The organism is Nocardioides sp. LML1-1-1.1, from assembly GCF_040676175.1.
Lineage (GTDB): Bacteria > Actinomycetota > Actinomycetes > Propionibacteriales > Nocardioidaceae > Nocardioides.
Genome location: NZ_JBEGHK010000001.1, coordinates 519,969 through 545,062, shown reverse-complemented (window position 1 = coordinate 545,062; position 25,094 = coordinate 519,969). Strand labels below are relative to the sequence as shown.

Here is a 25,094-nt window from a genome sequence, read left to right as displayed (position 1 = left end):
CCACCCCCGGCCGGCTCAGCCCACCGAGACGGTGAGCCCGCTCGACGCCGCCGGTGCGTAGCCCGGAGTGTCCGACAGGGTCACCGTCCAGGTGCCGCTGGCCTTCGGCAGCACCTTCGCGCTGAACGCCCCGGTCGCCGTGGTCGTCACCGACGAGACGACCGTCGTGGTGCTGCTCCCGGCCGCCCGGAAGGTCACCTTGAGCCGGAGCGCCGGGGCCGGGGTGCTCGCACCGGCGTAGGTCCGCGACAGCGCGCCGGTGATCGTCAGCGCGCCGCCGGGGGCCACCCGGGTCGCCGACGCGCTCGCGCTCAGCGCGGTGGACCAGGTGGCGGCGGTGACCGTGCCGACCGTCGCGGAGGCGGCGGGCTGGCCGGTCGTGCCGGCGTACGACACCGCGAGCGTGCCGCTCGCCTTCAAGGCGACCGTCGCGCTGAACGAGCCGTCCGCCTTGGTCGTCGCGGCGCCGACCTTCACGGCCGTGCCGCCGGTGGGCGTCACGGTGATCGCGACCGAGCGGCTCGCCAGCGCGGAGGTCGCGCCGCCGGCGTCGCGGCGCAGGGTGCCGCTCACCACGACCGACTGACCGTAGGCGACGGCTTCCTTGTCCACGGCGCCGGTGACCCGGGTCGCGGGCTCGCGGACGGTGATCGCCCCGGCTCCCGCACCCACCTCCGTGTACGACGCACCGCCGGCCAGCACCACGCTCACCGTGCCGCTCGCGGTCGGCTTCGTCGTCAGGGCGAAGCGGCCCTCGGCGTCGGTCTTCGCCACCCCCAGGGAGAGGACCTTGCCGGCGGAGGTGGTCAGCCGCACGGCGAGGCTGACGCCGGACGGCACCACCGCGGTGCCGCCGGCGCTCGCGGTGAGGCGCCCGGTGGCGACGACCGGGTCGCCGTACCAGACCTCGGTCTCGTCGAGCGCCGCCGTGAGCGCGGTCGTGCACCGCGCTGGCGCGGCGACGAGGGTCGCGGGCCCGGCCGCGGCGTACCGCGGTGTGGCCGCCACCCGACCGCGGTACGTCGTCGCGACCGTCGCCGTCTGGCCCTGGGTCGCCACGCCGGTCGCCGCGGTGACCGGCGCCCCGGCGCTCGCGGGCGCGAGCATCGCCGCCGTCTGCTTGGTGAGGGCGGCGGTGAGGCCCTTGACGGGCTGGCCGCTGGCCGTGTCGAGGACGGTGGCGGTGAGCGGGAAGGCCGCGCCGGTGCAGACCGCCGCGGTGCCGCCGTCCGCGGGCCGCTGACCGGCCGCGCCGAGCGCGATCGTGATCGGTCGTGCCGCCCCGGTCGCGAAGGTCAGCGGGCTGGTGACCGCCTTGGTCGCGCCGGTGGAGTCGGTGACCGTCGCGGTCACGGTCGTTGAGCCCGACGCGGAGGCGTTGCAGACCACGTCGGTCTGGGTCGCCTGGGGTGCGCTGAAGGCGCAGTCCGACCGCGCCGACCGCCACAGCACGCTCGCCACCGTCCGCCCGCTCGGCAGCACCGGCGTGACGGAGGCCTGGGTCGCCAGGCCGGGCACGGCCGGGTTGTTGACCGCGATGCTGGCGCCGAGCACGGTGGGAGCGCCCGGCGTACCGCCGCCGCTGCCGTTGCCGCCGCCGATGAGGAAGCGTGAGTCCGCGGCGTTCCAGTGCCCGTCGAGCCACCCGCCCGGGTCGGGGTACGTCGAGAAGTAGTCGTCGTTGTTGCAGTCCAGCAGGTACTCCCGCTGCGCCGGGCACACCTGCTGCATCGCGAACCCGCCGCCGTCGGCGTAGCACATGGTGTCCGACTCGTCCCAGCAGTGACCCGCGCGGGTGCCGTGCGGCGCGGTGCTGAAGACGCCGCCGAGGGTGTGCAGCACCTCGTGCGCCTCCACCGAGTGCTGCGCGGCGCCGTCGCCGAAGCCCCAGCAGCCGGAGTCGACGCGGGCGTACTGGGCGTAGCTGCCGTTGTTGGGGTTGCCCTGCCCGTCGGTGTCGTTGGGGTACATCGACGCGACGCCGCACAGCACGGTCGCGTCGGTCCACATCAGGTACTTGCGGCTCGGGTCGCTGTAGCCCAGCGCCTGCACGGCGGAGATCGTCGCGTTGAACGAGCTCGTCGCCCCCGCGGGAACGGTGACGTTGAGGACCCGCGCGGTGCACGTCCCGCCCGCCGCGTCGGTCACGAAGCGCACCTTGCGCACCCCACCCGTCAGCGCCGCGGACCGGTTGACCACGTCGTCCACGCCCGCCGCCCACAACCGGAAGCTGTCCTGGAGCGCGGCGTACCGGTTCGCCCGGCCCGCCTCGACGACGTACATGCCCTGGACGCGGTAGCCGCTGCTCCCGTCGCCGTCGCAGGTCACCGCCGGGCTCGCGGCGGCGGCCTGGGTGGCGGCCGGTACGCCGAGCTCCTCGGCCGCGGCGTACGCCTCCGCGCCGCCGCCGTCGCGGCCGCGGAGCTCGGTCGTCGAGACCGGCTCGGTCACGTCGACCCCCGCCGGCGGCTCGTCCACGTGCTGGCAGGCACCGGGCAGCACCCAGTCCAGCGACGAGCCGGTGCCGCAGCGCGGCTCGTGGGCCGGCGCCTGGGACAACCCGAAGGCGGCCGGTACGACGACCGCGATCCCGAGAGCGAACGACACGAGCACACGGCGCAGGGCCACAGCGTCACCTTCCTTGGCAACGTGGCCTCCGGCGCGTCCTGCGCCGGCGTACCCCGGTGGGGCACACGGCCGTCTGCGCGCCCGATCGTCGCCCGGGAAGACGGGCTGAGGCGTCAGCCGAGAATCAGGCCGGGGGTCCCGAGGCCCCCCGTGCGGCGCACTGGGCGCACGAAACTCGGTCCGAGCACACCGAATTCCGTGTGCCCGGACCCAGTTTCACCACCTAGGTGGTGAAACTGGACAGCGGCAGCCGCGCTCAGTGAGGCTGCCAGGCGTCCTCGTCGGCGGTGCGCGAGGTGACGGCCTCGGGCAGCGCGCCGTCGGAGAGCTGCTGGATCGACACGTCCTCGAACACCTCGCGCAGGGCGCTGCGCGCGGCGATCCACACGTGCTGCAGCACCTCGGCGGACTCGTTGTAGTTGACCGCCTCGGGGCGCAGCCCGTAGACGGAGACGAGCGGCCCGTCGACGGCGCGGATCACGTCGGCGACGCTGACGGTGTCGGCCTCGCGGGCCATCCGCCAGCCGCCGGACTGGCCGCGCTGGGACATCACGATGCCGGCCCGGCGCAGGTCGGCGAGGATCGCCTGGAGGAAGCCGTGCGGGATGTCCTGGAGCCGGCCGAGCTCCTCGGCGCTCACGGCACGGCCGTCGGAGCGCCCCGTCATCGCGATCAGGGCGCGCAGGGCGTAGTCGGACTTCGCGGAGACGCGCATGGGGTCAGTGTCGCAGATTGCTCGATCGATTCACTCGACCTACCCGTCGAACTCCCGAAAGGAGGAGCTGAGGCGGTGTGAGCCATTCGTCCGATCATTTGCTTGCCGGCTGTTAGCACCGCCCGTATCATGGAAGTTACTGGCGAGTAGCAGCCAACACCACACCTCTGCGAACCCCTAGAAATGGTGGGACAGTGAGCCACTACAAGAGCAACCTGCGCGACATCGAGTTCAACCTCTTCGAGCTCTTCAACGTGCAGGAGTACCTCGGCACCGGCCTCTACGAGGAGATGGACGCCGACACCGCGCGCGAGATCCTCTCCGAGGTCGAGCGGATCGCCCGGGAGGACCTGGCGGCGTCGTACGTCGACTCCGACCGCAACCCCCCGGTGTTCGACCCCAAGACCAACACCGCCCCGCTGCCGGAGTCCTTCAAGAAGGCCTACAACACCTGGATGGAGTCCGGCTTCTGGGGCCTGGGCCTGCCGGAGGAGATCGGCGGCACGACCGCGCCGCCGTCGCTGGTGTGGACCACCGGCGAGATGGTGCTCGGCGCGCAGGCGCCGATCTGGATGTACTGCACCGGCCCGTCGATGGGCTCGGTCGTCTTCAAGAACGCCAACGGCGTCGAGCGCGACGTGCGCATCGCCGAGATCATGGTCGAGCGCCTGTGGGGCGCCACCATGGTGCTCACCGAGCCCGACGCGGGCTCCGACGTGGGTGCGGGCAAGACCTTCGCCACCCCGAACGAGGACGGCTCCTGGAACATCTCCGGCGTCAAGCGCTTCATCACCAGCGCCGAGTCGGACCTGCAGGAGAACATCATGCACCTCGTCCTCGCCCGCCCGAAGGGCGTCGAGGGCATCGGTGGCCCGGGCACCAAGGGGCTGAGCCTCTTCCTGGTCCCGAAGTACCACTTCGACCACCAGAGCGGTGAGCTGACCGGCGAGCGCAACGGCGTCTACGTCACCAACGTCGAGCACAAGATGGGCATCAAGGTGTCCAACACCTGCGAGCTCACCTTCGGCGACCCGCAGGTCGGCGGCGGCGAGCCTGCCCAGGGCTGGCTGCTCGGCGAGGTGCACGACGGCATCCGCCAGATGTTCGACGTCATCGAGAACGCGCGCATGATGGTCGGCTCGAAGGCCATCGCGACGCTGTCGACCGGCTACCTCAACGCGCTCGAGTACGCCAAGGAGCGCGTCCAGGGCGCCGACCTCACCCAGGCCTCCGACAAGGCGGCCCCGCGGGTGACGATCACGCACCACCCCGACGTGCGCCGCTCGCTGATGACCCAGAAGTCCTTCGCCGAGGCGATGCGTTCGCTGGTCGTCTTCACCGCCACCTGGCAGGACAAGGTCCAGCTGGCCAAGGCCTCCGGTGAGCGCGACGAGCTCGCCGAGGCGGTCAACGACCTGCTCCTGCCGATCGTCAAGGGCTACGGCTCGGAGCGTTCGTGGGTGCTGCTCGGCACCGAGTCCCTGCAGACCTTCGGTGGCTCCGGCTTCCTGCAGGAGTACCCGATCGAGCAGTACGTCCGCGACGCCAAGATCGACACCCTCTACGAGGGCACCACGGCGATCCAGGGCCAGGACTTCTTCTTCCGCAAGATCGTCAAGGACCAGGGCAAGGCACTGGGCCACGTCGCGGGCGAGATCAAGGCGTTCCTGGAGTCCGAGGCGGGCAACGGCCGGCTGAAGAACGAGCGCGAGCTCCTCGCGACCGCGCTCGCCGACGCCGAGGCCATCGTGGGCCTGATGATCAACGACCTCATGTCCGCCCAGGACGAGATCAAGAACATCTACAAGGTCGGCCTCAACACCACCCGCCTGCTGATGGCGCTCGGCGACGTCGTGTGCGCCTGGCTGCTGCTGCGCGGCGCCGAGGTCGCGCTGGAGAAGCTCGGCGGCGACGCCGGCAACGACAAGGCCTTCTACGAGGGCAAGGTCGCCGCGGCCCAGTGGTTCGCCCAGCTCAACCTGCCGCGCGTGGCGGCCGAGCTCAAGATCGCCCAGGCCACCGGCCTGGACCTGATGGAGCTCGACGAGGCGGCGTTCTGATCCGCTGAACGTTCCCGTACGACGGCCGTCCCGGTTCTCCGGGGCGGCCGTCGTCGTTCTCTCGTCCGCTCATGCTCCGGAGGCGAGGGCGAGCAGGTTGTCGAGCTCGTTCTCGCGGCCCGCGACGAGACGGCCGGTCCACTCGGCGTCGTGCAGGTCGTCCATCGTCATCGTGACCAGGGTGCCGCCGTCGGTCGCGGTCAGCTCGACGGTGGTCAGGTGGTCGTAGGGCTCGACGCCCGGTACGAAGTCGATCAGCGAGAGGTAGTCGATCCGCGCCGGCGCGGCCACCTCGGTGAAGCGTTTGTGCGAGGTCGTGGTCAGCGGCAGGCCGTGCTCCTCCATGAAGGCGACCTGCGCGGGATCGACCGCGGTCATCGTGTAGTCCAGCTCGCCGCCCTCGCGGACGTCGATCCGGGTCACGTCGGTGCGGAAGCCGTCGGGGGCCCACCAGCGCGCGATGCCGGCGGCCGTGGTCCACAGCTCCCAGACGTGCTCGGGGGTGGTCGGGATCTGTCGGGTGAGTGTCGTCATGGCACAATCATATGTGTTGAAACGCATATGTCAATCCTGAGAGGATGCGCTGGTGGAGGAACAGCGGATGCTGGCGGCCCTGGCGGAGCCGACCCGGTTCGAGATCGTGCGGCTGCTCGCCGCCGCGCCGCGGACCATCGGCGAGCTCGTGGAACGCACCGGCGCCCCGCAGCCGCAGGTCACCCGGCACGTGCAGGCGCTCGAGGCGGTCGGTGTGGTGACCGTGCACCCGCTCGGCCGACGACGGGTGGCTGCCCTCGACCGGTCCCGACTGCGCGGACTCGCGGACTGGCTCGCTGCCGTCGCCGTGGCCGATCCGGCGGACAGTGCGCTGGAGCAGTACGAGCGCGCGATCGCCGCCGAGGAGGAGCAGATCGCGGCGGGGGAGACCGAACGCACGATCGAGCTGGACGTCGACGTGCCCGCCTCGCCGGCGGAGACCTGGCGGGCGTGGACCGAGCCTGCTGTCGTACGACGCTGGTGCGCGCCGGAGCACTTCGAGGTCGCCGAGGCAGTCGTCGAGCCCTGGGTCGGCGGGCGGTGGGAGATCGTGCTGCGCGAGGGTGACGGGGCGTTGCACCGCGCTGCCGGGACGGCGCGGGCGGTCGAGCCGCTGCGTCGTCTGGAGGTCGAGCTGTCGCCGCTCGACGCGGACGGGGCTCCCGTGTTCCGCCTCGTGCAGGAGGTGCTGCTGACCGAGCGCGACGGAGGCACCCGGGTGCACCTCACGCTCCGGGTCTCTGGGATCGGTCCCGAGGGTGCGGCGGTGGCGGGCGGCGTACGGCTGGGCTGGGAGCAGACATTGGCCGCGCTCGCGAGGATGCTTCGCTAGCATCGGCGAGGTGAGCGAGGGCGAGCTGCTGAACCGGTACGTCGACGCCTGGTGGTCCTCCGTGCAGGACCTCCTCGCCCTGCTGGAGGAGCTCGGCCCGGACGACTGGGCGCGGCCCACCGACCTCGCCGGCTGGGACGTCAAGGCCGTCGCGTCGCACACGGCGCACCTGGAGTCGCTGCTCGCCGGTGGTCCCGACGAACAGGCCGACGTCGGCCCGGCGGACCACATCACCGGTCCGATGGGGCAGTTCACCGAGATCGGCGTGCTGACCCGCCGCGACCACGAGCCGGCCGCGATCATCGCCGAGATCCGCGAGCGCACCGGCGAGCGGAAGGCGGCGCTGGACGCCGAGCCGCCGGCCGACCCCGACGCCCCGGCACCCGGGATCTTCGGGATGATCGGCTGGAGCACCCGCACCCTGCTGCGCAACCGCCCGCTGGACGTGTGGATGCACGAGCAGGACGTCCGCCGCGCGGTCGGCCGTCCCGGCGGCCTGGACTCGCCCGGGGCGTGGCACACGGCCGACTACCTGTCCGAGGGCTTCGGCTACGTCGTCGGCAAGCGCGTCGCCCCACCCGCCGGTACGACGGCCGTGCTCGCCGTCGACGGCAGCGACCCGGTCGCGGTCGAGATCGGCGAGGACGGCCGTGCCCGCCGGCTGGGCGAGGTGCCCGCGGAGCCCACCGTCGGCCTGCGCATGGACCGGGAGTCCTTCATCGTCCTCGCCGGCGGCCGCCGCCCCGCGGCGGAGGGCGCTGTCACGATCTCGGGCGACCAGGAGCTGGGCGGGCGCATCCTCGACCGGCTCGCCACCACCCCGTAGGAGCCTCGATGTCTGAGAAGTGGAACATCGCCGACCTGCCCGACCAGACCGGCCGGACGGTGCTGATCACCGGCCCGACCCTCGGCGGGCTGGGCCACCACACCGCGCTCGAGCTGGCCCGCCGCGGCGCCCGGGTGGTGCTCGCCGGCCGGACCCCGGCCAAGGTGGAGGAGACCGTCGCCGCGATCCGGGCGGAGGTGCCGGAGGCAGCGCTCGAGGCGCTGCACCTGGACCTGGCGAGCCTCGCGTCGGTGCGCTCGGCGGCCACCGCGGCCCGCCAGATCGGGCCGATCGACGTGCTGGTCAACAACGCCGGGGTGATGGGCACGTCGTACTCCCGCACGGCCGACGGGCTCGAGCTGCAGATGGCGACCAACCACTTCGGGCCGTTCCTGCTGACCGGGCTGCTGCTGCCCCAGCTGGTGGCGAGCGAGGACGGGCGGGTGGTGACGGTGTCGTCGATGTTCCACAACCTCGCCGGCAAGCCCCCGCTCGGCGACCCGCGCGAGCAGCACGGGCGCTACAGCAAGTGGCGCGTCTACGGGCAGTCCAAGCTCGCCAACCTCTACTTCACCAGCGAGCTGGACCGACGCCTGCGGGACAAGGACCTGCCGGTGCGGGCGCTCGCCGCCCACCCCGGCTTCGCGGGCACGCACCTGGCGGCCAACGGCCAGTACGGCCGCTCCTCCGGCGGCATCGCCTCGATCCTCGACGCCGGCGTGCGAGCGGTCTCGCAGTCGGCGGCCGAGGGCGCCTGGCCCACGCTGTGGGCGGCCAGCGGCGACCTGGCCGGCAACACCTTCGTCGGTCCCAGCGGCTTCCAGCAGATGTCCGGCGCCCCGCGCCGGGTCGGGCGCAGCAAGCTCGGCCAGGACGAGACCGCGGCGAGGGCGCTGTGGGAGATCTCCGAGGAGACCGTGGACCTGCGCTACCCCTGACCTGAGGTTCCCTCATGTGGGAACGGTCTCGGCAAAGGTTGTCGCGTTCCGGTGGGCGACCCGTCCTCGCCGCCCTACCCTCGAACGAGGGGAACCGGGGAGAACGCACCTGTTGGGGGGTGCGGGGAGCGAGGGTGTGTGGGACCCATCGGTGCGCGCTTGGTGGCGACGGGCCGGGTCGAGCCTGCCCAGCTGGCGTGGGCGCTGGAGCGCCAGCGGACCGTCGGTGGGTACGTCGGCCAGCACCTCGTCGACGCCGGCTACCTCACCCGCTCGGAGTTCTACGCCGCGCTCGCCGAGCACTGGGAGCTGACCCCGCGTGACCTCGTCGCCGATCCGCCCGCGCCCGAGCTGCTCGCCGAGCTCGACCCGGAGACGGCCGTCGAGCTGGGCTGGATCGCGTGCGAGCTGACCGGCGACGGTGTCGTGGTGGCGACCTCGGTGCGTCCCGGCGAGGAGCTGGTCACCGAGGTCGAGGAGCAGTACCCCGGCCGCGCGATCGAGCTCGTCGCCTGCACCCAGCGGGACCTGGACGCCGTCGCGCTCATGGTCCGCCGCGCCCGCGGGCCGCGGGAGCCCGCCGCCCGGCGTCCGCGGGCCACCGGCATCCGGCCGGCCCACTACGTCGCCGTGCTGGTGCTGGGACTGGCCGCGCTGGGCGCGGGGTTCGTCGTACCGCTGTGGCTGCTGGCGGTCAGTGTGCTGGTCGCCTCCGTGGTGTTCCTGGCGGGCGCGGCGCTGCAGGCCGTCTCCGGCCTGTCCGCGCTCGCCCCGCCGGTCGCGGAGGCCGACCGGCCGCCGCGGCTCGACGACGCCGAGCTGCCGGTCTACACGGTGCTGATGCGGATCACCGGCGGCGAGCGGGCGGTCCGCCGCGCCCTGGAGACCCTGCGCGGCTACGACTACCCGAGCGCGCGGCTGGATGCCGTGCTGCTCGTCGCCGACGACGACCGGGCCACCCTCGACGGCGTACGGGAGGTCGCGCCGCCGGAGTGGGTGCGGGTCGCCCGGCTGCCGGCGGAGGAGCACGCCGAGCCGGTGCTCGCCCTCGACCACGGCCTCACCCTCGCCCGCGGCCGGTACGTCGTCGCGTACGCCCCCGACGAGAAGCCCGCCGCCGACCAGCTGCGCCGCGCCGTCAGCGCCTTCGACGCCGACCTCGCCGCCGGCCTGGACAGCCCGCTCGGCCAGGCGCCGGCGCCGCTCGTCGGGCTGCGTGCGGACCGTCGTGCCGACGGCGACGGGCGCTCGCACTTCGCCCGGATGACCGAGATCGACGACGCCCTCGACCTCGGCCGGCTCAGCGGCGACCACGGCCACCGGTTCGCGGTGAAGTCGGTGCACTTCAACATGCGGCTGCTGCGCCGCCACGGCGGTTTCGCCCTCGCCACCCGGACCCTGCCGCCCGGCGGCCCGAGGGTGGAGCACCTGGACTCGATCTCGGTGCGTCCCGTCGACCCCGGCCTGGTCCGCTGGACCGACGCGCGGGCCCGGGCCAGCGTGCGCGAGGTGCGCGACGCGCTGTCCAGCGGGCTCCCGCCCGAGGAGGTGGCGCGGCGGCTGATGACCCTCGCGATGTTCCTGGCCTACCCGGTCGCCGTCGTCGGGGCGCTCCTCGCGGCTGCCCGCAGCCAGGGCGAGGGCGGCTCGCTCGCCGAGCGGGTCGCGTGGCTGGGCATCGGCGAGGCCGTCATCGTGCTCGGGATGGCCGTGCTCGTCGCCGGCGTGGCGCTGTTCCGCCGGCGCGGCTGGCTGGCGGCGCTCGACGCGCTCGCGCTGCCCGCGCACTGGCTGCTGCACTCGGTCGCCACCTGGGTGGCGCTCGTCGCGCTCGTCGTACCGGTGGGTGCGCGGCGCGCCTGAGCGTCAGGCGGCGTACGACCCCGGCATCACCGTGGGCCGGCAGTCGCAGCTGTCGCTGCACGCCAGGTAGGTGTGCGCCGCGTGCCCGCACGCCGGGCACGGCAGGTCGTGGCTGAGGTGCTGCTGGTGGGAGGTGTCGTTCCACATCGCCCTGTCTCCTTCGGCTTCGTCGGCTCTCTACTAGGACCACGAAGGAGATCGGCTGGATACGACATCTTCGAAGAGATCTCTGCGAAGGGGGTCCGAAAGGACGGGCGGCCCGGCCCGGCCGGGCCACCCGAACAACCCCTGCCGATGTGGTCGGACCACTGTTCACGGATCACGGTCGCCACGCAGGATCGGAACCTGCCGTAGCCCGTCCGCCCCAGGGGTGGGGCGAGAGCACCAGGATAGGGCGCGCGCCCCGTCGCCGGCGAGCGGCTTTCAGCGACCGCGCGGGCCGTAGACCGCCTCGGCCTTCTTGAACGCCGCCTCCCGGGCGGCCTTCGTGTTGCGGGCGACCAGCAGGTGGGCCTGCTCGATCCGCTCCCGGGCGAAGGTACGGCGCGGCGAGGCGCTCCAGGTGTCGTTGAACAGCCGCTTGGCGGCGGCCACGGCGTCGGGCGACTTGCGGCTGATCTCGTTGGCCAGGCGCAGTGCGCCGCTGAGCGGGTCGTTGTCGAGCCGGGTGACGAGGCCGAGCTCGTGGGCGCGGCTGCCGTCGAAGACCTCCGCGGTCATGGTGAGCAGCTTGGCCTGGTCGATGCCGACGAGCTCCTTGAGGGCCTGGATGCCGGACATGTCGGGGATCAGGCCCCACTTGCCCTCGAGCACCGACCAGCGGGAGTCGGGGGTGGCGATCCGGAAGTCCGCGGCGAGCGCGATCTGCAGCCCGCCGCCGAGGCAGTGGCCGTGCACGGCGGCGATGACCGGCACCGGGATCCGGCGGAACGCCCAGGGCGCCTCCTGGAAGGTGTTCGTGCCCCGCAGGGGCCGCGGCACGAACGCCTTGGCGAGGCCCGCCGGGTTGCGCATCACCGAGGCGAAGTCGAGACCCGCGCAGAAGGCGTCGCCCTCGCCGCTGACGACGACGGCGCGCAGCGTCTTGTCGCGGCGCAGCCGGCCGGCGGTCGCGACCAGCTCGTCGAGCAGGTCGAGGGTCAGCGCGTTGAGCTTGTCCGGACGGTCCAGCCGGACGTGGGCGATGCCGTCGGTGATCGTGCAGGAGACGTTGCTCATGGGCTCATGCTACCCGTGAGTAACCGACTCCGGGAGGCCTCAGGCCGCCTCGGCGTACTCCTGCTTCGCCTTGCGCTCCAGCAGCTTGAGCATCACCCGGCGCTTGCGCTTGTCGGCGGTGGTGATCTTGTAGAGCGCCACCAGCTGCGACGGCAGGTTCTTCGGGGTGGTCGTCTCCAGCCAGCCGTTGGGGAAGGACAGGCGGACCACCTTGTGCCAGGCGCTCGCGACCTGCGGGACGAACGGGCGGGTGAGGTAGGTCAGCTCGTACTTCTCGAACACCGCCCGGACCTTCGGCGCGACCTCGGCGTAGCGGTTGCTCGGCAGGTCGGGGAAGAGGTGGTGCTCGATCTGGTGGGAGAGGTTGCCGCTCATGATGTGCATCGCCTTGGAGCCCGAGAAGTTCGCGGAGCCGAGCATCTGGCGCAGGTACCACTCCCCGCGCGTCTCCTTCTCCGGGATCGCGTTCAGCTCGAAGGTCTCCACGCCCTCGGGGAAGTGGCCGCACATGATGACCGAGTGCGACCACAGGTTGCGCACCAGGTTGGCGGTGAAGTTGGCCGCGAGAGCCGGCAGGAACGAGCCGGTCGGGATCGCGAGCGCCGGGTTGACGACGTAGTCCTTGGTGGCCTGCTTGCGGATCTTGGTCAGCGTGTCCTTCACGCCCTGGCGGAACGACTCGGGGCGCTTGTCCTTCGGCTTCGACAGGTTGCGGCCGAGCTCGAGGTCGTACGCCGCGATGCCGTACTCGAAGAAGCAGGCGTTGATGAAGTTCCACAGCGGCTGGGCGAGGTAGAGCGGGTACCACCGCTGCTCCTCGTCGACGCGCATGATGCCGTAGCCGAGGTCGTTGTCCTTGCCCACGATGTTGGTGTGGGTGTGGTGGACCTGGTTGTGCGAGTGCTTCCAGGCCTCCGACGGGGTGGCGTTGTCCCACTCCCAGGTCGTCGAGTGGATCTTCGGGTCACGCATCCAGTCCCACTGGCCGTGCATGACGTTGTGGCCGATCTCCATGTTCTCGAGGATCTTCGCCACGCTCAGGCCCGCGGTGCCGAGCAGCCAGGCGGGCGGGAAGATGCTGGCCAGCAGCACGGCGCGGCTGCCGAGCTCCAGCTTGCGCTGGACGTCGACGACCTTGCGGATGTACGCCGCGTCGCGCTCGCCGCGGGTGTCGATGACCTCCTGGCGGATCGCGTCGAGCTCGGCACCGAGCGCCTCGATCTGCTCGGGGCTCAGGTGGGCGATCGGGTTCTGCGGCTTGTGCGTGATCGTGGTCATCGTCAGCCTTTCGTCGGGGGAGCGGGTGGGGCTCAGTGGTCGATGTGGCAGTCGCCGGCGGCGGCGCTGACGCAGGTCTGGATCCGTACGCCGTCCGGGTGCGTCTCGCCGGGGACGGCGACGGTGAGCTCGCCGTTGCGCAGGTCGCGCACGGCACCGGACTTCAGGGGCAGCACGCAGCCCATGCAGATGCCCATCCGGCAGCCGCTGGGCATGAGGACGCCGGCCGACTCGGCGGCGTCGAGGATCGGGGTGGCACCGTCGGCCTCGACGGTGGTGCCGGAGAAGGTGACCGTGCCGCCCTCGGCCTCGACGGCCATGGCGACCGGGCGGAAGCGCTCGGTGTGCAGGGTGAGCCGGCGCTCGTCGTAGAACGCCTCCAAGGTGTCGAGCAGGCCCGCCGGACCGCAGGCGTAGGCCGTGCGCTCGGCCAGGTCGGGCACCTCGGCCTCGAGGTCGTCGGTCGTCAGCAGGCCGTCGGTGTCGGTGTGCCGCTCGATCAGCCGCAGGCGTCCGGCCTGGGCGTGCGCGCGCAGCTCGGCGCCGAAGATGACCTCGTCGCGCGACATCGCGGAGTGCACCAGCACGATGTCGTAGGCCGCGCGGGCGTCGTCCTCGTTGCGGGAGTAGAGGTTGCGCAGCATCCCGATGACGGGGGTGATCCCGGAGCCGGCGGTGACGAGCAGGAGCTTCTGCCGGGCGCCGGCCTGCGGCGGGGTCAGCACGAAGTCGCCCTCGGCCTGGGCGAGCTGCAGCAGCTGGCCGGGCCGCGCGGTGCGGACCAGGTGCTGCGAGACGGCGCCGCCGGGGATCGCCTTGACGGTGATCGAGATCCGGCCGTCGGGGCGCGGTCCGTGGGTCAGCGAGTAGGTGCGCCACAGGCGCGTGCCGTCGACGTCGACGCCGACCCGGACGTACTGGCCGGGGATGTGCCCGGCCCAGTCGCGGCCCGGCTTGACGACGATGGTCGCGGCGTCGGCGGTCTCGGACTCGACCGCGACGATGCGGCCCTGCAGGCCGGTCGCCGCCCCGCGCAGCGGCGCGAAGTGGTCGAGGAGGTCGTCGACGGTCAGCGGGGTGACCGCCGCGTCGAGGAGGCTGCGCAGCCCGGAGGTCAGGCGCCCGGTGCGGGCGGCCGTCCGGGGGGAGGCGGTGGTCGTGCTCACGACAACCAGACTCCCAACATCGCCCGCTAAACTCATGACCACAGTCGGTGAATCTTCCGACTCCTTTTGTTCGGCAGGAGTGAAAATGCCTCGACGCGTGCTGCGCCGCTCCCGGCCCGGCGAGAGCGTGCTGCTCCCGCCGGAGACGGTCGCCGCGATCCGGACCGACCTCGCGGTGGTGGCCGACGACGTCGTCAGCCGGATCATCGAGGAGGTGCCGGCCTACGAGGACGCCTTCAGCGGCCCGATGGGCGAGACCATCCGCGGCGCCGTGCAGGTCGCCCTCGGCGGCTTCCTCTCCCTGATCAGCGACCGGCGGGGCCCGGACGCGCTCGCACCCCGGGCCTCGGCGGTGGACGGTGCCTACCAGCTCGGCCGCGGCGAGGTCCGCAGCGGGCGTACGGCGGACGCGCTCCTGTCGGCGTACCGGATCGGCGCGCAGGTCTCCTGGCGCCACCTGTCCACCAAGGCCGTCGAGCAGGGCATCGACCCGGCGACGATGGCCTCCTTCGCCGAGCTCGTCTTCGCCTACATCGACGAGCTCTCCGCCGCCAGCGTCGCCGGCCACCGCGACGAGTCCGCGACCGAGGGCCGCCTGCGGCAGCGGATGGTCGAACGGCTGGCCCGTCACCTGCTCACCGGTGCGCCCGAGGCGACCGTGCTCGCCTCTGCGGAGCGCGCCGAGTGGTCACCGCCGAGCACGCTCACCGCCGTCATCGTCCCCGAGTCGCAGGCCGGCACGCTGCTGCGGGTGCTGCGCCGCGGCACCCTCGTCACCACCGACCTGCCCGAGCTCGACGGGTCGGCGTTGCTGATGGTCCCCGACGCCCACGACCGCCGCCGCGCGACGCTGCTGCGCACGGTGCGCGACCGGGACGCGCTGGTCGGGCCCGCGCGTCCGTGGCTCGACGTGCGCGCGTCGTACGACCGGGCGCTGCGCGCGCAGGCGCTCGGCGTCACCGGCGACACCGAGCTGCACCTGCCCCGGCTGGTGCTCACCGCCGACCCGCAGGCGCTGGCGGACCTGCGGGCCGTCGTCCTCGCGCCGCTGGCGCAGCTGCGCCCGGCCGCCGCCGCCAAGCTCCGGGAGACCCTGCGGGCCTGGCTGCTCCACCAGGGCCGGCGCGACGAGGTGGCGGCCGCGCTCTTCGTGCACCCGCAGACGATCCGCTACCGGATGACCCAGCTCCGCGAGCTGTACGGCGAGCGCTTGGAGGACCCCGATAGCGTGCTCGCCCTGACCCTTGCCCTCGGTGTGGAGGAGAGTCCCGGATGAGCGCGTGGCACGCGCGGATGGCGGCCGGTTGCGCCCTGGTCCTGGCGCTGGCCGCCTGCACCAGCGACGACAAGCCGGACGCGAGCGGCAACAAGCGCCCGGTCGAGGCCGGCGACACCTACGTCGCGCTCGGCGACTCCTACACCTCCGCCCCCGGGGTCGGCGCGCCGACGGGACCGGCCGGCTGCCTGCAGACCGACGGCAACTACCCGCACCTGCTCGCCGCCGCGCTCGACCTGGAGCTCACCGACGCGAGCTGTGGCGGGGCGAAGACGGAGAACATGACCACCCGCCAGCAGGCGGGTGGCGACTCCGTCCGGCCACAGCTGGACGCGGTGACCAAGACGACCGACCTCGTCACGCTGAGCATCGGCGCGAACAACGGCGAGGTCTACGGCAGCCTCGTCATCACCTGCGCCCAGCTCGCGGTGGGCAACCCGACCGGCGCGCCGTGCTCCGACCTGGCTCAGCAGAACCCCGACGTGCTGCCCAAGATCTTCGACGAGGTCGGTGCCTCGATCGTGGAGATCGTCGGCGAGATCCTCGAGCGCGCGCCGAAGGCGCGGGTCGTGGTGGTCGGCTACCCACAGATCATCCCCGCCACCGGCACCTGCCCGGAGCTGCCGCTCGGCGCCGGTGACTACCCCTTCGGCCGGGGCGTGATCGAGCAGTTCGTGGAGGCCCAGCGCGATGCCGCCGCCGAGGCCGGGGCGGAGTACGTCGACGTGTGGACCGCCACCGAGGGCCACGACATCTGTGGCGAGGAGCCGTGGATCGCGGGGGTGCGGCCGACACGCAACGCGACGGCCTACCACCCCTACGCGGAGGAGCAGCAGGCCGTCGCGGACCTGGTCGAGGAGACCGTCAGCGGCCCGGGAGCGTGATCGGCGGCAGCGACGCCAGCGGCGGCGTCGGCGGCACGGAGCGGGCTGCCAGCGCGGCGGTGCAGCGGCCCTCGATGCTCGTCCGGACGTAGGCGAACGGGAAGGCGTTGGTCACCGCGGCGCCGCCGTTGCGGGCCGGGCACGGGACGCGGAGCCCCTCGCTGTCGTCGTCGTAGACCGCCGCGTCGCGGAGCCGGACCGACAGCGGCCGGCCGTCCTGGTCGACGAGCTGGACCTGCGGGATCGGCTTGCCGGCCGCGTCGTAGGCGAAGATGTTGATGACCGGGTCGCCGTCGGCGAACAGCCCGCGCTGGTAGTAGTCCTCCCCCGCGGATCCGTAGTACTCCGGGTCGTAGTGGTCGTAGCCGAGGTAGGCCGGCACCGGGATGCTGAGGAAGAGCGGCGTCACCACGGCGGCGGTGTTGAGGGCCAGCACGGCGTAGCGTCGCTGGGAGGCCCGGAGGGACGCGGGCCAGAGCCGGCCGAGGCCGATCAGCGTGCTGACCACGATCGCCGCGACCAGCGCGAGCGGCCCGAGGCCGGGGACGGCGAGGGTCGGGACCACGCTGATGTACTCGTACGGCCCGACGGCGACGTCGAGCGCGGTCACCGCGACCCACGCCCGGGCGACCCACCAGACGGGGCGCAGCGTGACGAGCAGCTCCCAGGCGGGCCGGAAGCGCGGGGACTCGGCCACGGCGAGGAAGCGGGCGCGGGCGTCGTCGAGCAGCTCGGCCGGGGCGACCCGGATGCTCCTGCGCCGGCGGCGGGGCTCCGGCAGGCCGGCGGCCGAGCGCAGCTCCGCGGCGTAGCCCGCCGGGTCGCCGAGGTCGGCGCCGTCGGCGAGCTGCTCGGCAAGGTCGGCGTCGAGCCCGTCGAGCAGGTCGTCGCGGGTCTCGTCGTCGAGGTCGGCCAGGTGGCGGCGTACCTCCTCCACGAAGGCGACCACCTCCGGGCGCAGGACGAGGGTGTCGTCCTCGGTCATGACGTGGCTCCTGTCGAGCGGGGAAGCAGGGAGGTGACGGTGTCGGCGAAGGAGGTCCACTCCTTGGCCTGGAGCGCGAGCTGCTCACGCCCGGCGGGGGTGATCCCGTAGTACTTGCGGTGGGGGCCCTCGTCCGACGGCACGACGTACGACGTGAGGGCGCCGGCCGCGTAGAGCCGGCGCAGCGTGCCGTAGACCGAGGCGTCGCCCACCTCGGTCAGGCCGCCCGTGCGCAGGCGGCGCAGCACGTCGTAGCCGTAGCCGTCCTCGCGCTCGACGACCGCCAGCACGGCGACGTCGAGCACGCCGCGGAGGAGCTGCGTGGTGTCCATGCGTCGCACACTACTACGGCTGGCGTAATAGTGTGCGACGGCGAAGTGCGCGGCGTGGCGCGACCGGCGCTCAGCCCGGCAGGAAGCTGAGGCGCACCTCGCGCTCGGCGTTGTCGACGTTCAGGTCGACCAGGCAGATGCTCTGCCAGGTGCCCAGCGCGAGCCGGCCGTCGAGCACCGGCACCGTGGCGTACGGCGGCACGAGGGCCGGCATCACGTGCGAGCGCCCGTGCCCCCGGCTGCCGTGGCGGTGCCGCCAGCGGTCGTCGGCGGGGAGCAGGTCGCCGAGCGCGGCGAGCAGGTCGTCGTCGCTGCCCGCGCCGGTCTCGATGATCGCCAGCCCGGCCGTGGCGTGCGGGACGAAGACGTGCAGCAGCCCGTCCCCGCGTCCCTCCACCCAGGCGGCGGCGTCGTGGGTCAGGTCGAGGACGACCTCGCGGTCGCCGGTGCGGTAGGTGCGGGTCTCGCTGTCCATCCGGCCATCGTGGCACTGCCGCCTGAGGTCACCGGGGGTCGAAGCCCTCCGGCACCGGTACGTCGGCCTCCCACCGCACGCGGCGCTCGGCGTCGGTCTGGTCCCACCAGGGCGGCTGCCCGCGCTCGCCGAGAGCGACCTTCGCGGCCTGCACGCCGGCACGGGAGCGGTCCTCCTCGGGGGTGCCCTTCGTGCGCCGCACGTCGCGGCGCCAGGCCATCAGGACGCGGGTCAGCTCGGCCCGCCGCTCCTCGGGGATCGCGGGGTCCGTGGCGCGCCAGCGACGCCCGTCGACGACGACGTACCGGCCGTCGGGGGTGTGCTCGGGCTCCGCCACGGACCCGCTCGCGATCAGCCCTGCAGGGCCTGGATCGCCTCGTGGATCGAGAGCGTCCGCTCGGCCGACTCGACGTGGAGGCTCTCCACCATCTTGCCGTTGTAGGTCACGACGCCGGAGCCCTTGCCGTCCTCCCAGGCCTGGATCAGCCCGCGCGCGTCCTCGACGGCCTTCTCGTCGGGGGCGAAGCCGGAGTTGGCGCCCTCGACCTGGCCGGGGTGGATCAGGGTCTTGCCGTCGAAGCCCATCTGGCGGCCCTGCTCTACCTCGGCGAGGAAGCCGTCGAGGTTCTTCACGTCGTTGTAGACACCGTCGATGATCACGATGCCGGCGGCGCGCGCCGCGAGCAGGGCGAGGCCGAGACCGGTGATCACCGGCTGGCGGCCGGGGACGTGCTCGGCGTACAGCTCCTTGACCAGGTCGTTGGTGCCCATCACGAAGCCGGTGAGGCGGTCCGAGGCCTGCGCGATCGAGAGGGCGTTGAGCATCCCGATCGGGGTCTCGACCATCGCCCACAGCGTGGTCCGCTCGGGCGCGCCGGCGGCCTCCAGGGCGGCGACGAGGGCCGTCACCTCGTCGGCGGAGTTCACCTTGGGCACCAGGACGACGTCCGGGCCGGCTGCGGCGGCGGCACGGATGTCCTCGTCGTGCCACTCGGTGCCGATGCCGTTGACCCGGATGATCAGGTGGCGCCGGCCGTACTCACCGGACTGCACGGCGGCCGCCGCGGCCTCGCGCGCGGCCGGCTTGGCGTCGGGCGCGACGGCGTCCTCGAGGTCGAAGATGATCGCGTCCGCGGCCAGGGTCTTGGCCTTCTCCAGCGCCCGTTCGTTGGAGCTGGGCATGTAGAGGACGGAGCGCAGCGGCTTGAACTCGGTCATCAGGACTGCACCTCGCTGGTGGGGATCGCGTCGTACTGGGCCTTGAGCTCGGGGTCGATCTCGGCGAGCTTGGCGGCGAGCTCGACGAGCACCAGGCACTGCTTGAGGGAGGCGTCGTCCTCCATCTTGCCGTCGATCATGACCGCGCCGGTGCCGTCGCCCATCGCGGCCACGACCCGGCGGGCGTGCGCGATGTCCTCGACCGAGGGGGAGAAGACGCGGTTGGCGATCGCGATCTGCTTGGGGTGCAGCGACCAGGTGCCGACGCAGCCGAGCAGGAAGGCGTTGCGGAACTGGTCCTCGCAGGCCACCACGTCGGCGATGTCGCCGAAGGGGCCGTAGTAGGGGTAGATCCCGTGCGTCGCGCAGGCGTCGACCATCTTCGCGATCGTGTAGTGCCACAGGTCCTGCTGGAAGATCGCGCGCTGGGCGTCGATCTGGCTGTTGCCCTCGGCGTCGCGAGGCGGGTCCTGGCGCACCAGGTAGCCCGGGTGGCCGCCGCCGACGCGGGTGGTCTTCATCTTGCGGTCGGCCGCGAGGTCGGCCGGGCCGAGCGAGAGGCCCTGCATGCGCGGCGAGGCACCGCAGATCTCCTCGACGTTGGCGACGCCGCGCGCGGTCTCCAGGATCGCGTGGACGAGGATCGGCTTGGTGATGCCGGCCTTGGCCTCGAGCTGGGCCAGCAGCCGGTCGACGTAGTGGATGTCCTCGGCGCCCTGCACCTTCGGCACCATGATGACGTCGAGCTTCTCGCCGATCGCGGGCACGAGCGTGGTGAGGTCGTCGAGCACCCACGGGCTGTCGAGCGCGTTGATCCGCGTCCACAGCTGGGTCGGGCCGAAGTCGGTGGCCTGGGCGATCTTCACCAGGCCCTCGCGGGCGGCGACCTTGTTGTCCGCCTTGACGGCGTCCTCCAGGTTGCCGAGCAGCACGTCGACCGTGCCGATCATCCCGGGGATCTTCGCGGCCATCTTCTCGTTGCTCGGGTCGAAGAAGTGGATCGCGCGGCTCGGCCGGGCGGGGATCTCGCGCAGCGGGAGCGGGGCCCCCACGGCGAGCGGTCGGAAGAAGTCCTTGGCGCTCTTGTGACTCACGGTTCGACAACCTACCGGCGAGTCACCCGGCTCCGGTATGACGGATCTCTCGCGAGACGTCAGCCGCGGCGACGCCACCAGCGCCGGCGCGGGGGCGGCGCCTCCACCACGCGGGTACGACGCCGCGCGGCCTGCCTTGCGCGCCACTCCTCGAGCGTCGCCTCGACGTCACGCGGCATGGTGACGAGGGGCGGTCCGTCGACGGGGGTGTAGCGCGCCCGGATCACCCGGGCGTTGAAGTCCTCCACGAACGCCCGGGCCTCGCGCTCGGACGCGAGGGTGTCGAGGTGCGCGTCGAGCGTGGCGTCGTCCTTGCGCAGCTGCAGCGCCGGGGGGAGCACGGTGATCCGCTCCCGCTCGACGAGCCGCTTGACCCACCAGTCGGGGTCGTGGGTCGCGCCGAGCCCTTCGATCGGCTTGCCGGCGCCGGGCAGGTTCGCGAACTCGCCGCGCTCCATCGCCTGGCGCACCTGCAGGTCCACCCAGGACTGCTGCTGGGCCATCCGGGCACGCGCGGCGGCCTGTCCCGCGTCCCGCGGGCGTTCCTGTGCTGGCTCCTGGGGCATCCCTCTCACCTCGCTCCCGACGATAGCGCGGCGCCGGAGTCTCACATCTGGTGACACTTCGTCAGACAGCCGCCCGGGCCGTGCCCGGGCGCCCGTACTGTCCGCTCATGGGAGCACTGGGGGGTGGCGTGGTGGCGCGCCTGGGGGCGTTGGTCCTGCTGGCGTCGGGGGCGCTCGTCGGCGCGCTGGGCCAGCCGGCCGCGGCCGCACCGGCGACGCTGGTCGTGTGCCCGGCGGCCGGGGCGGGCTGTGACCACACCTCGATCACCGCGGCGGTCGCCGCGGCGGCGGCCGGTGACACGGTCTACGTCCGCAACGGGACCTACCGCGAGACCACGATCCTGGTGACCCGGCCGGTCACCATCCGCGGGGAGAGCCGGGCGGGCGTCGTCATCGACGGCGGCGGCACGATCAAGCCCACCTCGCCCGCCACGATCAACCAGGCCGGCCTGTTCCGGATCGCCCCGCCCAACGCGACGGCCGGCGGCCCGGCCGGCGCGATCCGGATCGAGCACCTCACCGCTCGCAACCCCAGCCGCACCAGCACCGGCACGGTCTGGTTCACGGTCTCGATCGTGATGGGCAACTTCGCCCGGACGTCGGTGACCGCCATCGAGATGGACGACCTCGACCTGTCCGCCGCCTCGGGCGACCCGAGCCAGGGCAGCTACGCGATCTACGCGAACGGCGGCTGGAACGCCACCGTCGGCGACCGCACCGCGCCGTCGATCTCGCTGACCGGCTCCCGGCTGCGCGACCACCGCCTCAACGGGATCGGCCTCGACGCCTGGCGCGGCGACGCGCTGGTCGAGGGCAACGACCTCGCCGAGGGCACCAACCGCAACCCCGCGGTGCTGGTCATGAACGAGTACACCCCGAGCCGGATGCCGAACCCGGTCGTCGTCCGCGACAACGACAGCGCGGGCCGGCTGATCGGTGCCCGCAACGCGGTGCCCGCGGGCGCCGGCCTGACCTTCGGCGGGTACGACGACATCCAGGTCCTCGGCAACCGGATCGACCTCGACGCGGCCGGGCTGGTCGACGGCCAGACGGCCTACGGCGTCCTGGTGGCCTCGAACCTCCACCGCCCCGCCGACCAGGACCCGGCGCGGGCGAGCCAGGGCACGGTGGTGGTCGAGGGCAACCAGGTCACCGCCACCCATCGCACCGACCGGCTGATCGGCGTCCAGCTGCGCGGGCTGGTCACCGATGCCCGGGTGCGCGGCAACGACCTGCCCGGCCTGGGCACCGGCGTCTCGGTCGAGCTCGACGGCGACCGCTCGCCGAGCGCGGTCCGGGTCGCACGGAACCGGCTCTTCGCCGACCGGGTCGGCGTCGCCAACGAGACCGCCACCGCGGTGGACGCCACCGAGAACTGGTGGGGGTGCGTCGAGGCGCCGCCCGCGATCGCCACCCCGTCCCTGCCGGCCGAGGACGGCTGCGCCGCGTGGCGGAGCACCGGCTCCGGCAGCGTCGACGTCGACCCGTGGATCCAGCCTCGCGCGAGCGCCGCGACCACCACGCTCGAGACCGGCGCGAGCACCGCCGTGAAGGTCACCCTCGACCAGCTCAGCGACGGCAGCCCGCTGACGCCGCTGGGCCTCCTCGACGCCCGTGCGGTGGCGTGGAGCGCCGACCGGGGCGTGGTGGCGCCGGCGAGCGGGACCCTGGACGCGCAACGGGCGCACGACGCGACGTACACGGCGCCGGGGACGTCGGGCACCGACACCGTGCGCGCGCTCGTCGACCGGCACACGAACGCCGCGGGCGTGCACCTGGGCCAGCCGGCGCGGATCCCGCTGACGATCGTCGCGCCGACGGTGACCGAGCCGGAGACCCCGGAGTCGCCCGGCACCACCCCGGAGACCCCCGACAGCCCGGACGGTCCCAGCGAGCCGGAGGTGGGCGGGAGCACCGACACCCCGCCGGCCGGCGCGCCGGACGCGTTGCCCGACACCGGTGCGCCGGCGCTCGGTGGGCCGATGGGCCTGGCCGCGCTGCTGCTCGCCGCGGGCCTGACCCTGGTCGGCACCTGCCGGCGGCCGCGGGGGCGGCACGCGCGGGGCGTTCCTCAGAGCGCGAAGTAGCGCAGGTAGACGTAGCCCCAGGCGACGACGAGCGTGGTCACGGTGACCACGACGCCGTACTTGGTGAACTGCCAGAAGCTGATCGGCTCGCCCGCCTTGGCGGCGATCCCGAGCACGACCACGTTGGCGCCGGCCGCCACGGCGGTGGCGTTGCCGCCGAGGTCGGCGCCGAACACGAAGGACCACCACAGCGGGCTGTCCGCGCCCGTCGTACCGGTGGCGGCGACCATCTCCTCCACGACCGGGACGGTCGCGGTGGTGTAGGGGATGTTGTCGACGAAGGCACCGACCACGCCGGAGCCGAAGAGCAGCACGGTCGAGGCCAGCAGCTCGCGCTCGCCCATCGCGTCCGCGGCCCACTCGCCGATCCGGCCGATGATGCCCACCTGGACGAGCGAGCCGACGAGCACGAAGAGCGCCATGAAGAAGGCGAGGGTGCCCCACTCGACCTCCTCCAGGAACTCCTCCGGCTCGGTCCGCGACACCAGCACGGTCGCGCCGGCGCCCATCATCGCGACCATCGACGGGTCGAGGTGGAGCACCGTGTGCAGGCTGAACGCCACCATCACCAGGGCGAGGACGACCAGGCAGCGCACCAGCATCCGCACGTTGGTGATCGCGTCGGCCGGGCGCAGGTCGCCGAGCAGGTCGCCGACGTCGACCCGGACCGCGAAGTACTTGCGGAACAGCCACCGCGCCTGCACCACGAAGACCACCAGCAGCACGACGGTCAGCGGCAGCGAGTGGACGAGGAAGTCGTCGAAGGTGAGCCCCGCCCGGCTGCCGATGATGATGTTGGGCGGGTCGCCGATGAGCGTCGCCGTGCCGCCGATGTTGGAGGCGAGGATCAGCGCGATGAGGTACGGCGCCGAGGGCAGCCCGAGCTGGCGGCACACCGAGAGCGTGACCGGTGCGACCAGCAGCACGCAGGTGACGTTGTCCAGGATCGGTGCGACCGTCGCGCTGATGAGCACGAGCAGCACCAGCAGCCGGTAGGGATGGCCACCCGACCTCCGCGCCGCCCACAGCGCGAGGAACTCGAAGAGCCCGGTCTGCTTGAGCACGCCGACGATCACCATCATCCCGAAGAGCAGGAAGATGACGTTCCAGTCGATGCCGGTCTCGTGGTCGAAGAACGCCGACTGCGCGTCGACGAGCCCGATCACCGCCATCGCCGCGACACCGCCGAGCGCGGCGGCGACCCGGTGCACCCGCTCGGTCGCGATGAGTGCGTAGGCGACGATGAAGATCGACAGGGCGGCGGACGTGAGGATCACGCCGCGGACCTCCGCACGCCGTACGCGCGGGCGCTGTTGGGTGGCTCCAGGGACTCGTACCAGCCCGCCAGCCGCCCGTAGCGGCTCACCGCGCGCAACCGCTCCTCGACCAGGCCGGTCTGCCCGAGCGCGGCCACGGCGAGCACCTGGTCGCCCGTGCGGAGCGCGGTGCGCCCGCTCGGCACGAGCGTGGTCCGGCCGCGGGTCACCAGTGCGATGGCCGCGCCCTCGGGCAGGCGCAGCTCGTCGACCTCCACGCCCGCCAGTCGTGACTCCGGCTCCACCTCGAAGCGCAGCAGCACCCCGTCGATCCGGTCCAGGCTCGCGAACCCGATCGACACCTTGTGCACGAAGCTGCCCTTCTCCGCCCAGCGCGGCTGCCGGCCGCGGCCGATCGCGAGCCCGACCGCGAAGCCGATCGCGGCGCAGAGCAGGCCGGTCGCGACGGCCAGCTCCAGCTCAGCGGAGCCCATCGGCGCTCCACGGGTGCGGCAGGTCCGGCTCGCCGGAGGGGGACAGCAGCAGGTGCTCGACCGCCACCACGCGGACCGAGAGAAGGTGGCCGCCGACGGCGTCCAGGCCGAGCGTGGGGTCGATCGCGAGCGTGGCGAGCTCGCGCCGTCGTACCGCCTCCTCCGCGGCGGGTACGACGAGCGCCAGCGCCATCCGCTCCAGCTCGGCCGTGGACGCGCGCCCCGTCGTCGCGACGTCCGCCTCCAGCAGGAGGCGGATGTCCGCACCGTCCGCGGTGCGTGACCGCACGGTGAGGGGGACGACGGTCGTCGGCGGCATGTCTCCAGCCAAGTGCCCGCGCTGCTCCCGCGGTATGGGGTCTACCCCCC

General features: G+C 73.0%; 25 protein-coding genes. 8 read left to right on the top strand and 17 right to left on the bottom strand.

Annotation, left to right across the window (positions count from 1 at the left end; genetic code table 11):
* Window positions 1-15: 15 nt before the first annotated feature.
* Window positions 16-2,628, bottom strand: coding sequence for a hypothetical protein (locus MRBLML1_RS02685; RefSeq protein ID WP_364511002.1), 2,613 nt, complete (start codon window positions 2,626-2,628; stop codon window positions 16-18).
* Window positions 2,629-2,884: 256 nt separating this feature from the next.
* Window positions 2,885-3,343 (bottom strand): RrF2 family transcriptional regulator, encoded by a 459-nt coding sequence (locus MRBLML1_RS02680; protein ID WP_364510999.1) that lies wholly within the window; start codon window positions 3,341-3,343, stop codon window positions 2,885-2,887.
* Window positions 3,344-3,537: 194 nt separating this feature from the next.
* On the opposite strand from MRBLML1_RS02680, the gene MRBLML1_RS02675 reads away from it, so the two are divergent.
* Complete coding sequence (locus MRBLML1_RS02675; protein ID WP_364510996.1) at window positions 3,538-5,403, top strand: acyl-CoA dehydrogenase; 1,866 nt, start codon at window positions 3,538-3,540, stop codon at window positions 5,401-5,403.
* A 69-nt stretch (window positions 5,404-5,472) separates the two neighbouring features.
* Here the strand turns inward: MRBLML1_RS02675 and MRBLML1_RS02670 are convergent, their stop codons facing one another.
* The gene (locus tag MRBLML1_RS02670) at window positions 5,473-5,937 is read right to left on the bottom strand and encodes an SRPBCC family protein (protein ID WP_364510993.1); all 465 of its coding nucleotides are present in this window, start codon (window positions 5,935-5,937) and stop codon (window positions 5,473-5,475) included.
* 52 nt (window positions 5,938-5,989) lie between these two features.
* Here MRBLML1_RS02670 and MRBLML1_RS02665 point away from each other — a divergent pair, with 52 nt between their 5' ends.
* The 4 genes from MRBLML1_RS02665 (at window position 5,990) to MRBLML1_RS02650 (ending at window position 10,396) form a co-directional block, all read left to right on the top strand.
* The gene (locus tag MRBLML1_RS02665; RefSeq protein ID WP_364510990.1) at window positions 5,990-6,769 is read left to right on the top strand and encodes an SRPBCC domain-containing protein; all 780 of its coding nucleotides are present in this window, start codon (window positions 5,990-5,992) and stop codon (window positions 6,767-6,769) included.
* 10 nt (window positions 6,770-6,779) lie between these two features.
* Window positions 6,780-7,595, top strand: coding sequence for a maleylpyruvate isomerase family mycothiol-dependent enzyme (locus MRBLML1_RS02660; RefSeq protein ID WP_364510987.1), 816 nt, complete (start codon window positions 6,780-6,782; stop codon window positions 7,593-7,595).
* Between the two features lie 8 nt (window positions 7,596-7,603).
* Complete coding sequence (locus tag MRBLML1_RS02655; protein WP_364510984.1) at window positions 7,604-8,533, top strand: oxidoreductase; 930 nt, start codon at window positions 7,604-7,606, stop codon at window positions 8,531-8,533.
* 138 nt (window positions 8,534-8,671) lie between these two features.
* The gene (locus tag MRBLML1_RS02650; RefSeq protein ID WP_364510981.1) at window positions 8,672-10,396 is read left to right on the top strand and encodes a hypothetical protein; all 1,725 of its coding nucleotides are present in this window, start codon (window positions 8,672-8,674) and stop codon (window positions 10,394-10,396) included.
* Window positions 10,397-10,399: 3 nt separating this feature from the next.
* Here the strand turns inward: MRBLML1_RS02650 and MRBLML1_RS02645 are convergent, their stop codons facing one another.
* The 4 genes from MRBLML1_RS02645 to MRBLML1_RS02630 all read right to left on the bottom strand — a co-directional run bounded on the left by MRBLML1_RS02645 (window position 10,400) and on the right by MRBLML1_RS02630 (window position 14,058).
* On the bottom strand, window positions 10,400-10,543 hold the full coding sequence (locus MRBLML1_RS02645; RefSeq protein WP_364510978.1) for a hypothetical protein: 144 nt from the start codon (window positions 10,541-10,543) through the stop codon (window positions 10,400-10,402).
* Window positions 10,544-10,819: 276 nt separating this feature from the next.
* Window positions 10,820-11,614, bottom strand: coding sequence for a crotonase/enoyl-CoA hydratase family protein (locus MRBLML1_RS02640; protein WP_364510975.1), 795 nt, complete (start codon window positions 11,612-11,614; stop codon window positions 10,820-10,822).
* 39 nt (window positions 11,615-11,653) lie between these two features.
* The gene (locus MRBLML1_RS02635) at window positions 11,654-12,892 is read right to left on the bottom strand and encodes a fatty acid desaturase family protein (protein WP_364510972.1); all 1,239 of its coding nucleotides are present in this window, start codon (window positions 12,890-12,892) and stop codon (window positions 11,654-11,656) included.
* Window positions 12,893-12,924: 32 nt separating this feature from the next.
* Complete coding sequence (locus tag MRBLML1_RS02630; RefSeq protein ID WP_364510969.1) at window positions 12,925-14,058, bottom strand: ferredoxin reductase; 1,134 nt, start codon at window positions 14,056-14,058, stop codon at window positions 12,925-12,927.
* 85 nt (window positions 14,059-14,143) lie between these two features.
* On the opposite strand from MRBLML1_RS02630, the gene MRBLML1_RS02625 reads away from it, so the two are divergent.
* Window positions 14,144-15,334: a PucR family transcriptional regulator gene (locus MRBLML1_RS02625; RefSeq protein ID WP_364510966.1), complete on the top strand. Its 1,191-nt coding sequence runs from the start codon at window positions 14,144-14,146 to the stop codon at window positions 15,332-15,334.
* Window positions 15,331-16,218 (top strand): SGNH/GDSL hydrolase family protein, encoded by an 888-nt coding sequence (locus tag MRBLML1_RS02620; protein WP_364510963.1) that lies wholly within the window; start codon window positions 15,331-15,333, stop codon window positions 16,216-16,218. Before MRBLML1_RS02625 ends, MRBLML1_RS02620 begins: the two co-directional genes overlap by 4 nt.
* On the opposite strand, the gene MRBLML1_RS02615 is transcribed toward MRBLML1_RS02620, so the two are convergent.
* The 7 genes from MRBLML1_RS02615 to MRBLML1_RS02585 form a co-directional block, all read right to left on the bottom strand.
* Window positions 16,199-17,203 (bottom strand): hypothetical protein, encoded by a 1,005-nt coding sequence (locus MRBLML1_RS02615; RefSeq protein ID WP_364510960.1) that lies wholly within the window; start codon window positions 17,201-17,203, stop codon window positions 16,199-16,201. The two genes, MRBLML1_RS02620 and MRBLML1_RS02615, sit on opposite strands and share 20 nt — an antisense overlap.
* Window positions 17,200-17,535, bottom strand: a complete 336-nt coding sequence (locus MRBLML1_RS02610) for a PadR family transcriptional regulator (RefSeq protein ID WP_364510958.1) — start codon at window positions 17,533-17,535, stop codon at window positions 17,200-17,202. Before MRBLML1_RS02610 ends, MRBLML1_RS02615 begins: the two co-directional genes overlap by 4 nt.
* Before the next feature lie 70 nt (window positions 17,536-17,605).
* The gene (locus tag MRBLML1_RS02605; RefSeq protein WP_364510955.1) at window positions 17,606-18,010 is read right to left on the bottom strand and encodes a secondary thiamine-phosphate synthase enzyme YjbQ; all 405 of its coding nucleotides are present in this window, start codon (window positions 18,008-18,010) and stop codon (window positions 17,606-17,608) included.
* A gap of 28 nt (window positions 18,011-18,038) precedes the next feature.
* Window positions 18,039-18,347, bottom strand: coding sequence for a hypothetical protein (locus MRBLML1_RS02600; protein WP_364510952.1), 309 nt, complete (start codon window positions 18,345-18,347; stop codon window positions 18,039-18,041).
* Window positions 18,348-18,361: 14 nt separating this feature from the next.
* Window positions 18,362-19,228, bottom strand: coding sequence for an HpcH/HpaI aldolase/citrate lyase family protein (locus MRBLML1_RS02595; RefSeq protein WP_364510949.1), 867 nt, complete (start codon window positions 19,226-19,228; stop codon window positions 18,362-18,364).
* Window positions 19,228-20,322 (bottom strand): HpcH/HpaI aldolase/citrate lyase family protein, encoded by a 1,095-nt coding sequence (locus tag MRBLML1_RS02590; protein WP_364510946.1) that lies wholly within the window; start codon window positions 20,320-20,322, stop codon window positions 19,228-19,230. Before MRBLML1_RS02590 ends, MRBLML1_RS02595 begins: the two co-directional genes overlap by 1 nt.
* A gap of 59 nt (window positions 20,323-20,381) precedes the next feature.
* On the bottom strand, window positions 20,382-20,888 hold the full coding sequence (locus MRBLML1_RS02585; protein WP_364510944.1) for a DUF1992 domain-containing protein: 507 nt from the start codon (window positions 20,886-20,888) through the stop codon (window positions 20,382-20,384).
* 107 nt (window positions 20,889-20,995) lie between these two features.
* Between MRBLML1_RS02585 and MRBLML1_RS02580 the strand changes: the two genes are divergently transcribed.
* Window positions 20,996-22,975 carry a hypothetical protein gene (locus MRBLML1_RS02580; RefSeq protein ID WP_364510941.1) on the top strand — a complete coding sequence of 660 codons (1,980 nt, stop codon included), beginning with the start codon at window positions 20,996-20,998 and terminating at the stop codon, window positions 22,973-22,975.
* Here the strand turns inward: MRBLML1_RS02580 and MRBLML1_RS02575 are convergent.
* The 3 genes from MRBLML1_RS02575 to MRBLML1_RS02565 are packed head-to-tail and all read right to left on the bottom strand — an operon-like array spanning window position 22,960 to window position 25,044.
* Complete coding sequence (locus MRBLML1_RS02575; protein WP_364510938.1) at window positions 22,960-24,252, bottom strand: ArsB/NhaD family transporter; 1,293 nt, start codon at window positions 24,250-24,252, stop codon at window positions 22,960-22,962. The genes MRBLML1_RS02580 and MRBLML1_RS02575 overlap by 16 nt on opposite strands.
* Window positions 24,249-24,725 carry a TrkA C-terminal domain-containing protein gene (locus tag MRBLML1_RS02570; protein ID WP_364510935.1) on the bottom strand — a complete coding sequence of 159 codons (477 nt, stop codon included), beginning with the start codon at window positions 24,723-24,725 and terminating at the stop codon, window positions 24,249-24,251. Before MRBLML1_RS02570 ends, MRBLML1_RS02575 begins: the two co-directional genes overlap by 4 nt.
* Window positions 24,712-25,044: a hypothetical protein gene (locus MRBLML1_RS02565; protein WP_364510932.1), complete on the bottom strand. Its 333-nt coding sequence runs from the start codon at window positions 25,042-25,044 to the stop codon at window positions 24,712-24,714. Before MRBLML1_RS02565 ends, MRBLML1_RS02570 begins: the two co-directional genes overlap by 14 nt.
* Between the last annotated feature and the right edge of the window lie 50 nt (window positions 25,045-25,094).

Excerpts from the sequence above, each read along its gene's own strand:
- MRBLML1_RS02680 (WP_364510999.1), bottom strand. The coding sequence starts at position 3,343 with ATGCGCGTCTCCGCGAAGTCCGACTACGCCCTGCGCGCCCTGATCGCG.
- MRBLML1_RS02670 (WP_364510993.1), bottom strand. The coding sequence starts at position 5,937 with ATGACGACACTCACCCGACAGATCCCGACCACCCCCGAGCACGTCTGG.
- MRBLML1_RS02655 (WP_364510984.1), top strand. The coding sequence starts at position 7,604 with ATGTCTGAGAAGTGGAACATCGCCGACCTGCCCGACCAGACCGGCCGG.
- MRBLML1_RS02645 (WP_364510978.1), bottom strand. The coding sequence starts at position 10,543 with ATGTGGAACGACACCTCCCACCAGCAGCACCTCAGCCACGACCTGCCG.
- MRBLML1_RS02640 (WP_364510975.1), bottom strand. The coding sequence starts at position 11,614 with ATGAGCAACGTCTCCTGCACGATCACCGACGGCATCGCCCACGTCCGG.
- MRBLML1_RS02635 (WP_364510972.1), bottom strand. The coding sequence starts at position 12,892 with ATGACCACGATCACGCACAAGCCGCAGAACCCGATCGCCCACCTGAGC.
- MRBLML1_RS02625 (WP_364510966.1), top strand. The coding sequence starts at position 14,144 with ATGCCTCGACGCGTGCTGCGCCGCTCCCGGCCCGGCGAGAGCGTGCTG.
- MRBLML1_RS02620 (WP_364510963.1), top strand. The coding sequence starts at position 15,331 with ATGAGCGCGTGGCACGCGCGGATGGCGGCCGGTTGCGCCCTGGTCCTG.
- MRBLML1_RS02615 (WP_364510960.1), bottom strand. The coding sequence starts at position 17,203 with ATGACCGAGGACGACACCCTCGTCCTGCGCCCGGAGGTGGTCGCCTTC.
- MRBLML1_RS02610 (WP_364510958.1), bottom strand. The coding sequence starts at position 17,535 with ATGGACACCACGCAGCTCCTCCGCGGCGTGCTCGACGTCGCCGTGCTG.
- MRBLML1_RS02605 (WP_364510955.1), bottom strand. The coding sequence starts at position 18,010 with ATGGACAGCGAGACCCGCACCTACCGCACCGGCGACCGCGAGGTCGTC.
- MRBLML1_RS02595 (WP_364510949.1), bottom strand. The coding sequence starts at position 19,228 with ATGACCGAGTTCAAGCCGCTGCGCTCCGTCCTCTACATGCCCAGCTCC.
- MRBLML1_RS02585 (WP_364510944.1), bottom strand. The coding sequence starts at position 20,888 with ATGCCCCAGGAGCCAGCACAGGAACGCCCGCGGGACGCGGGACAGGCC.
- MRBLML1_RS02580 (WP_364510941.1), top strand. The coding sequence starts at position 20,996 with ATGGGAGCACTGGGGGGTGGCGTGGTGGCGCGCCTGGGGGCGTTGGTC.
- MRBLML1_RS02570 (WP_364510935.1), bottom strand. The coding sequence starts at position 24,725 with ATGGGCTCCGCTGAGCTGGAGCTGGCCGTCGCGACCGGCCTGCTCTGC.
- MRBLML1_RS02565 (WP_364510932.1), bottom strand. The coding sequence starts at position 25,044 with ATGCCGCCGACGACCGTCGTCCCCCTCACCGTGCGGTCACGCACCGCG.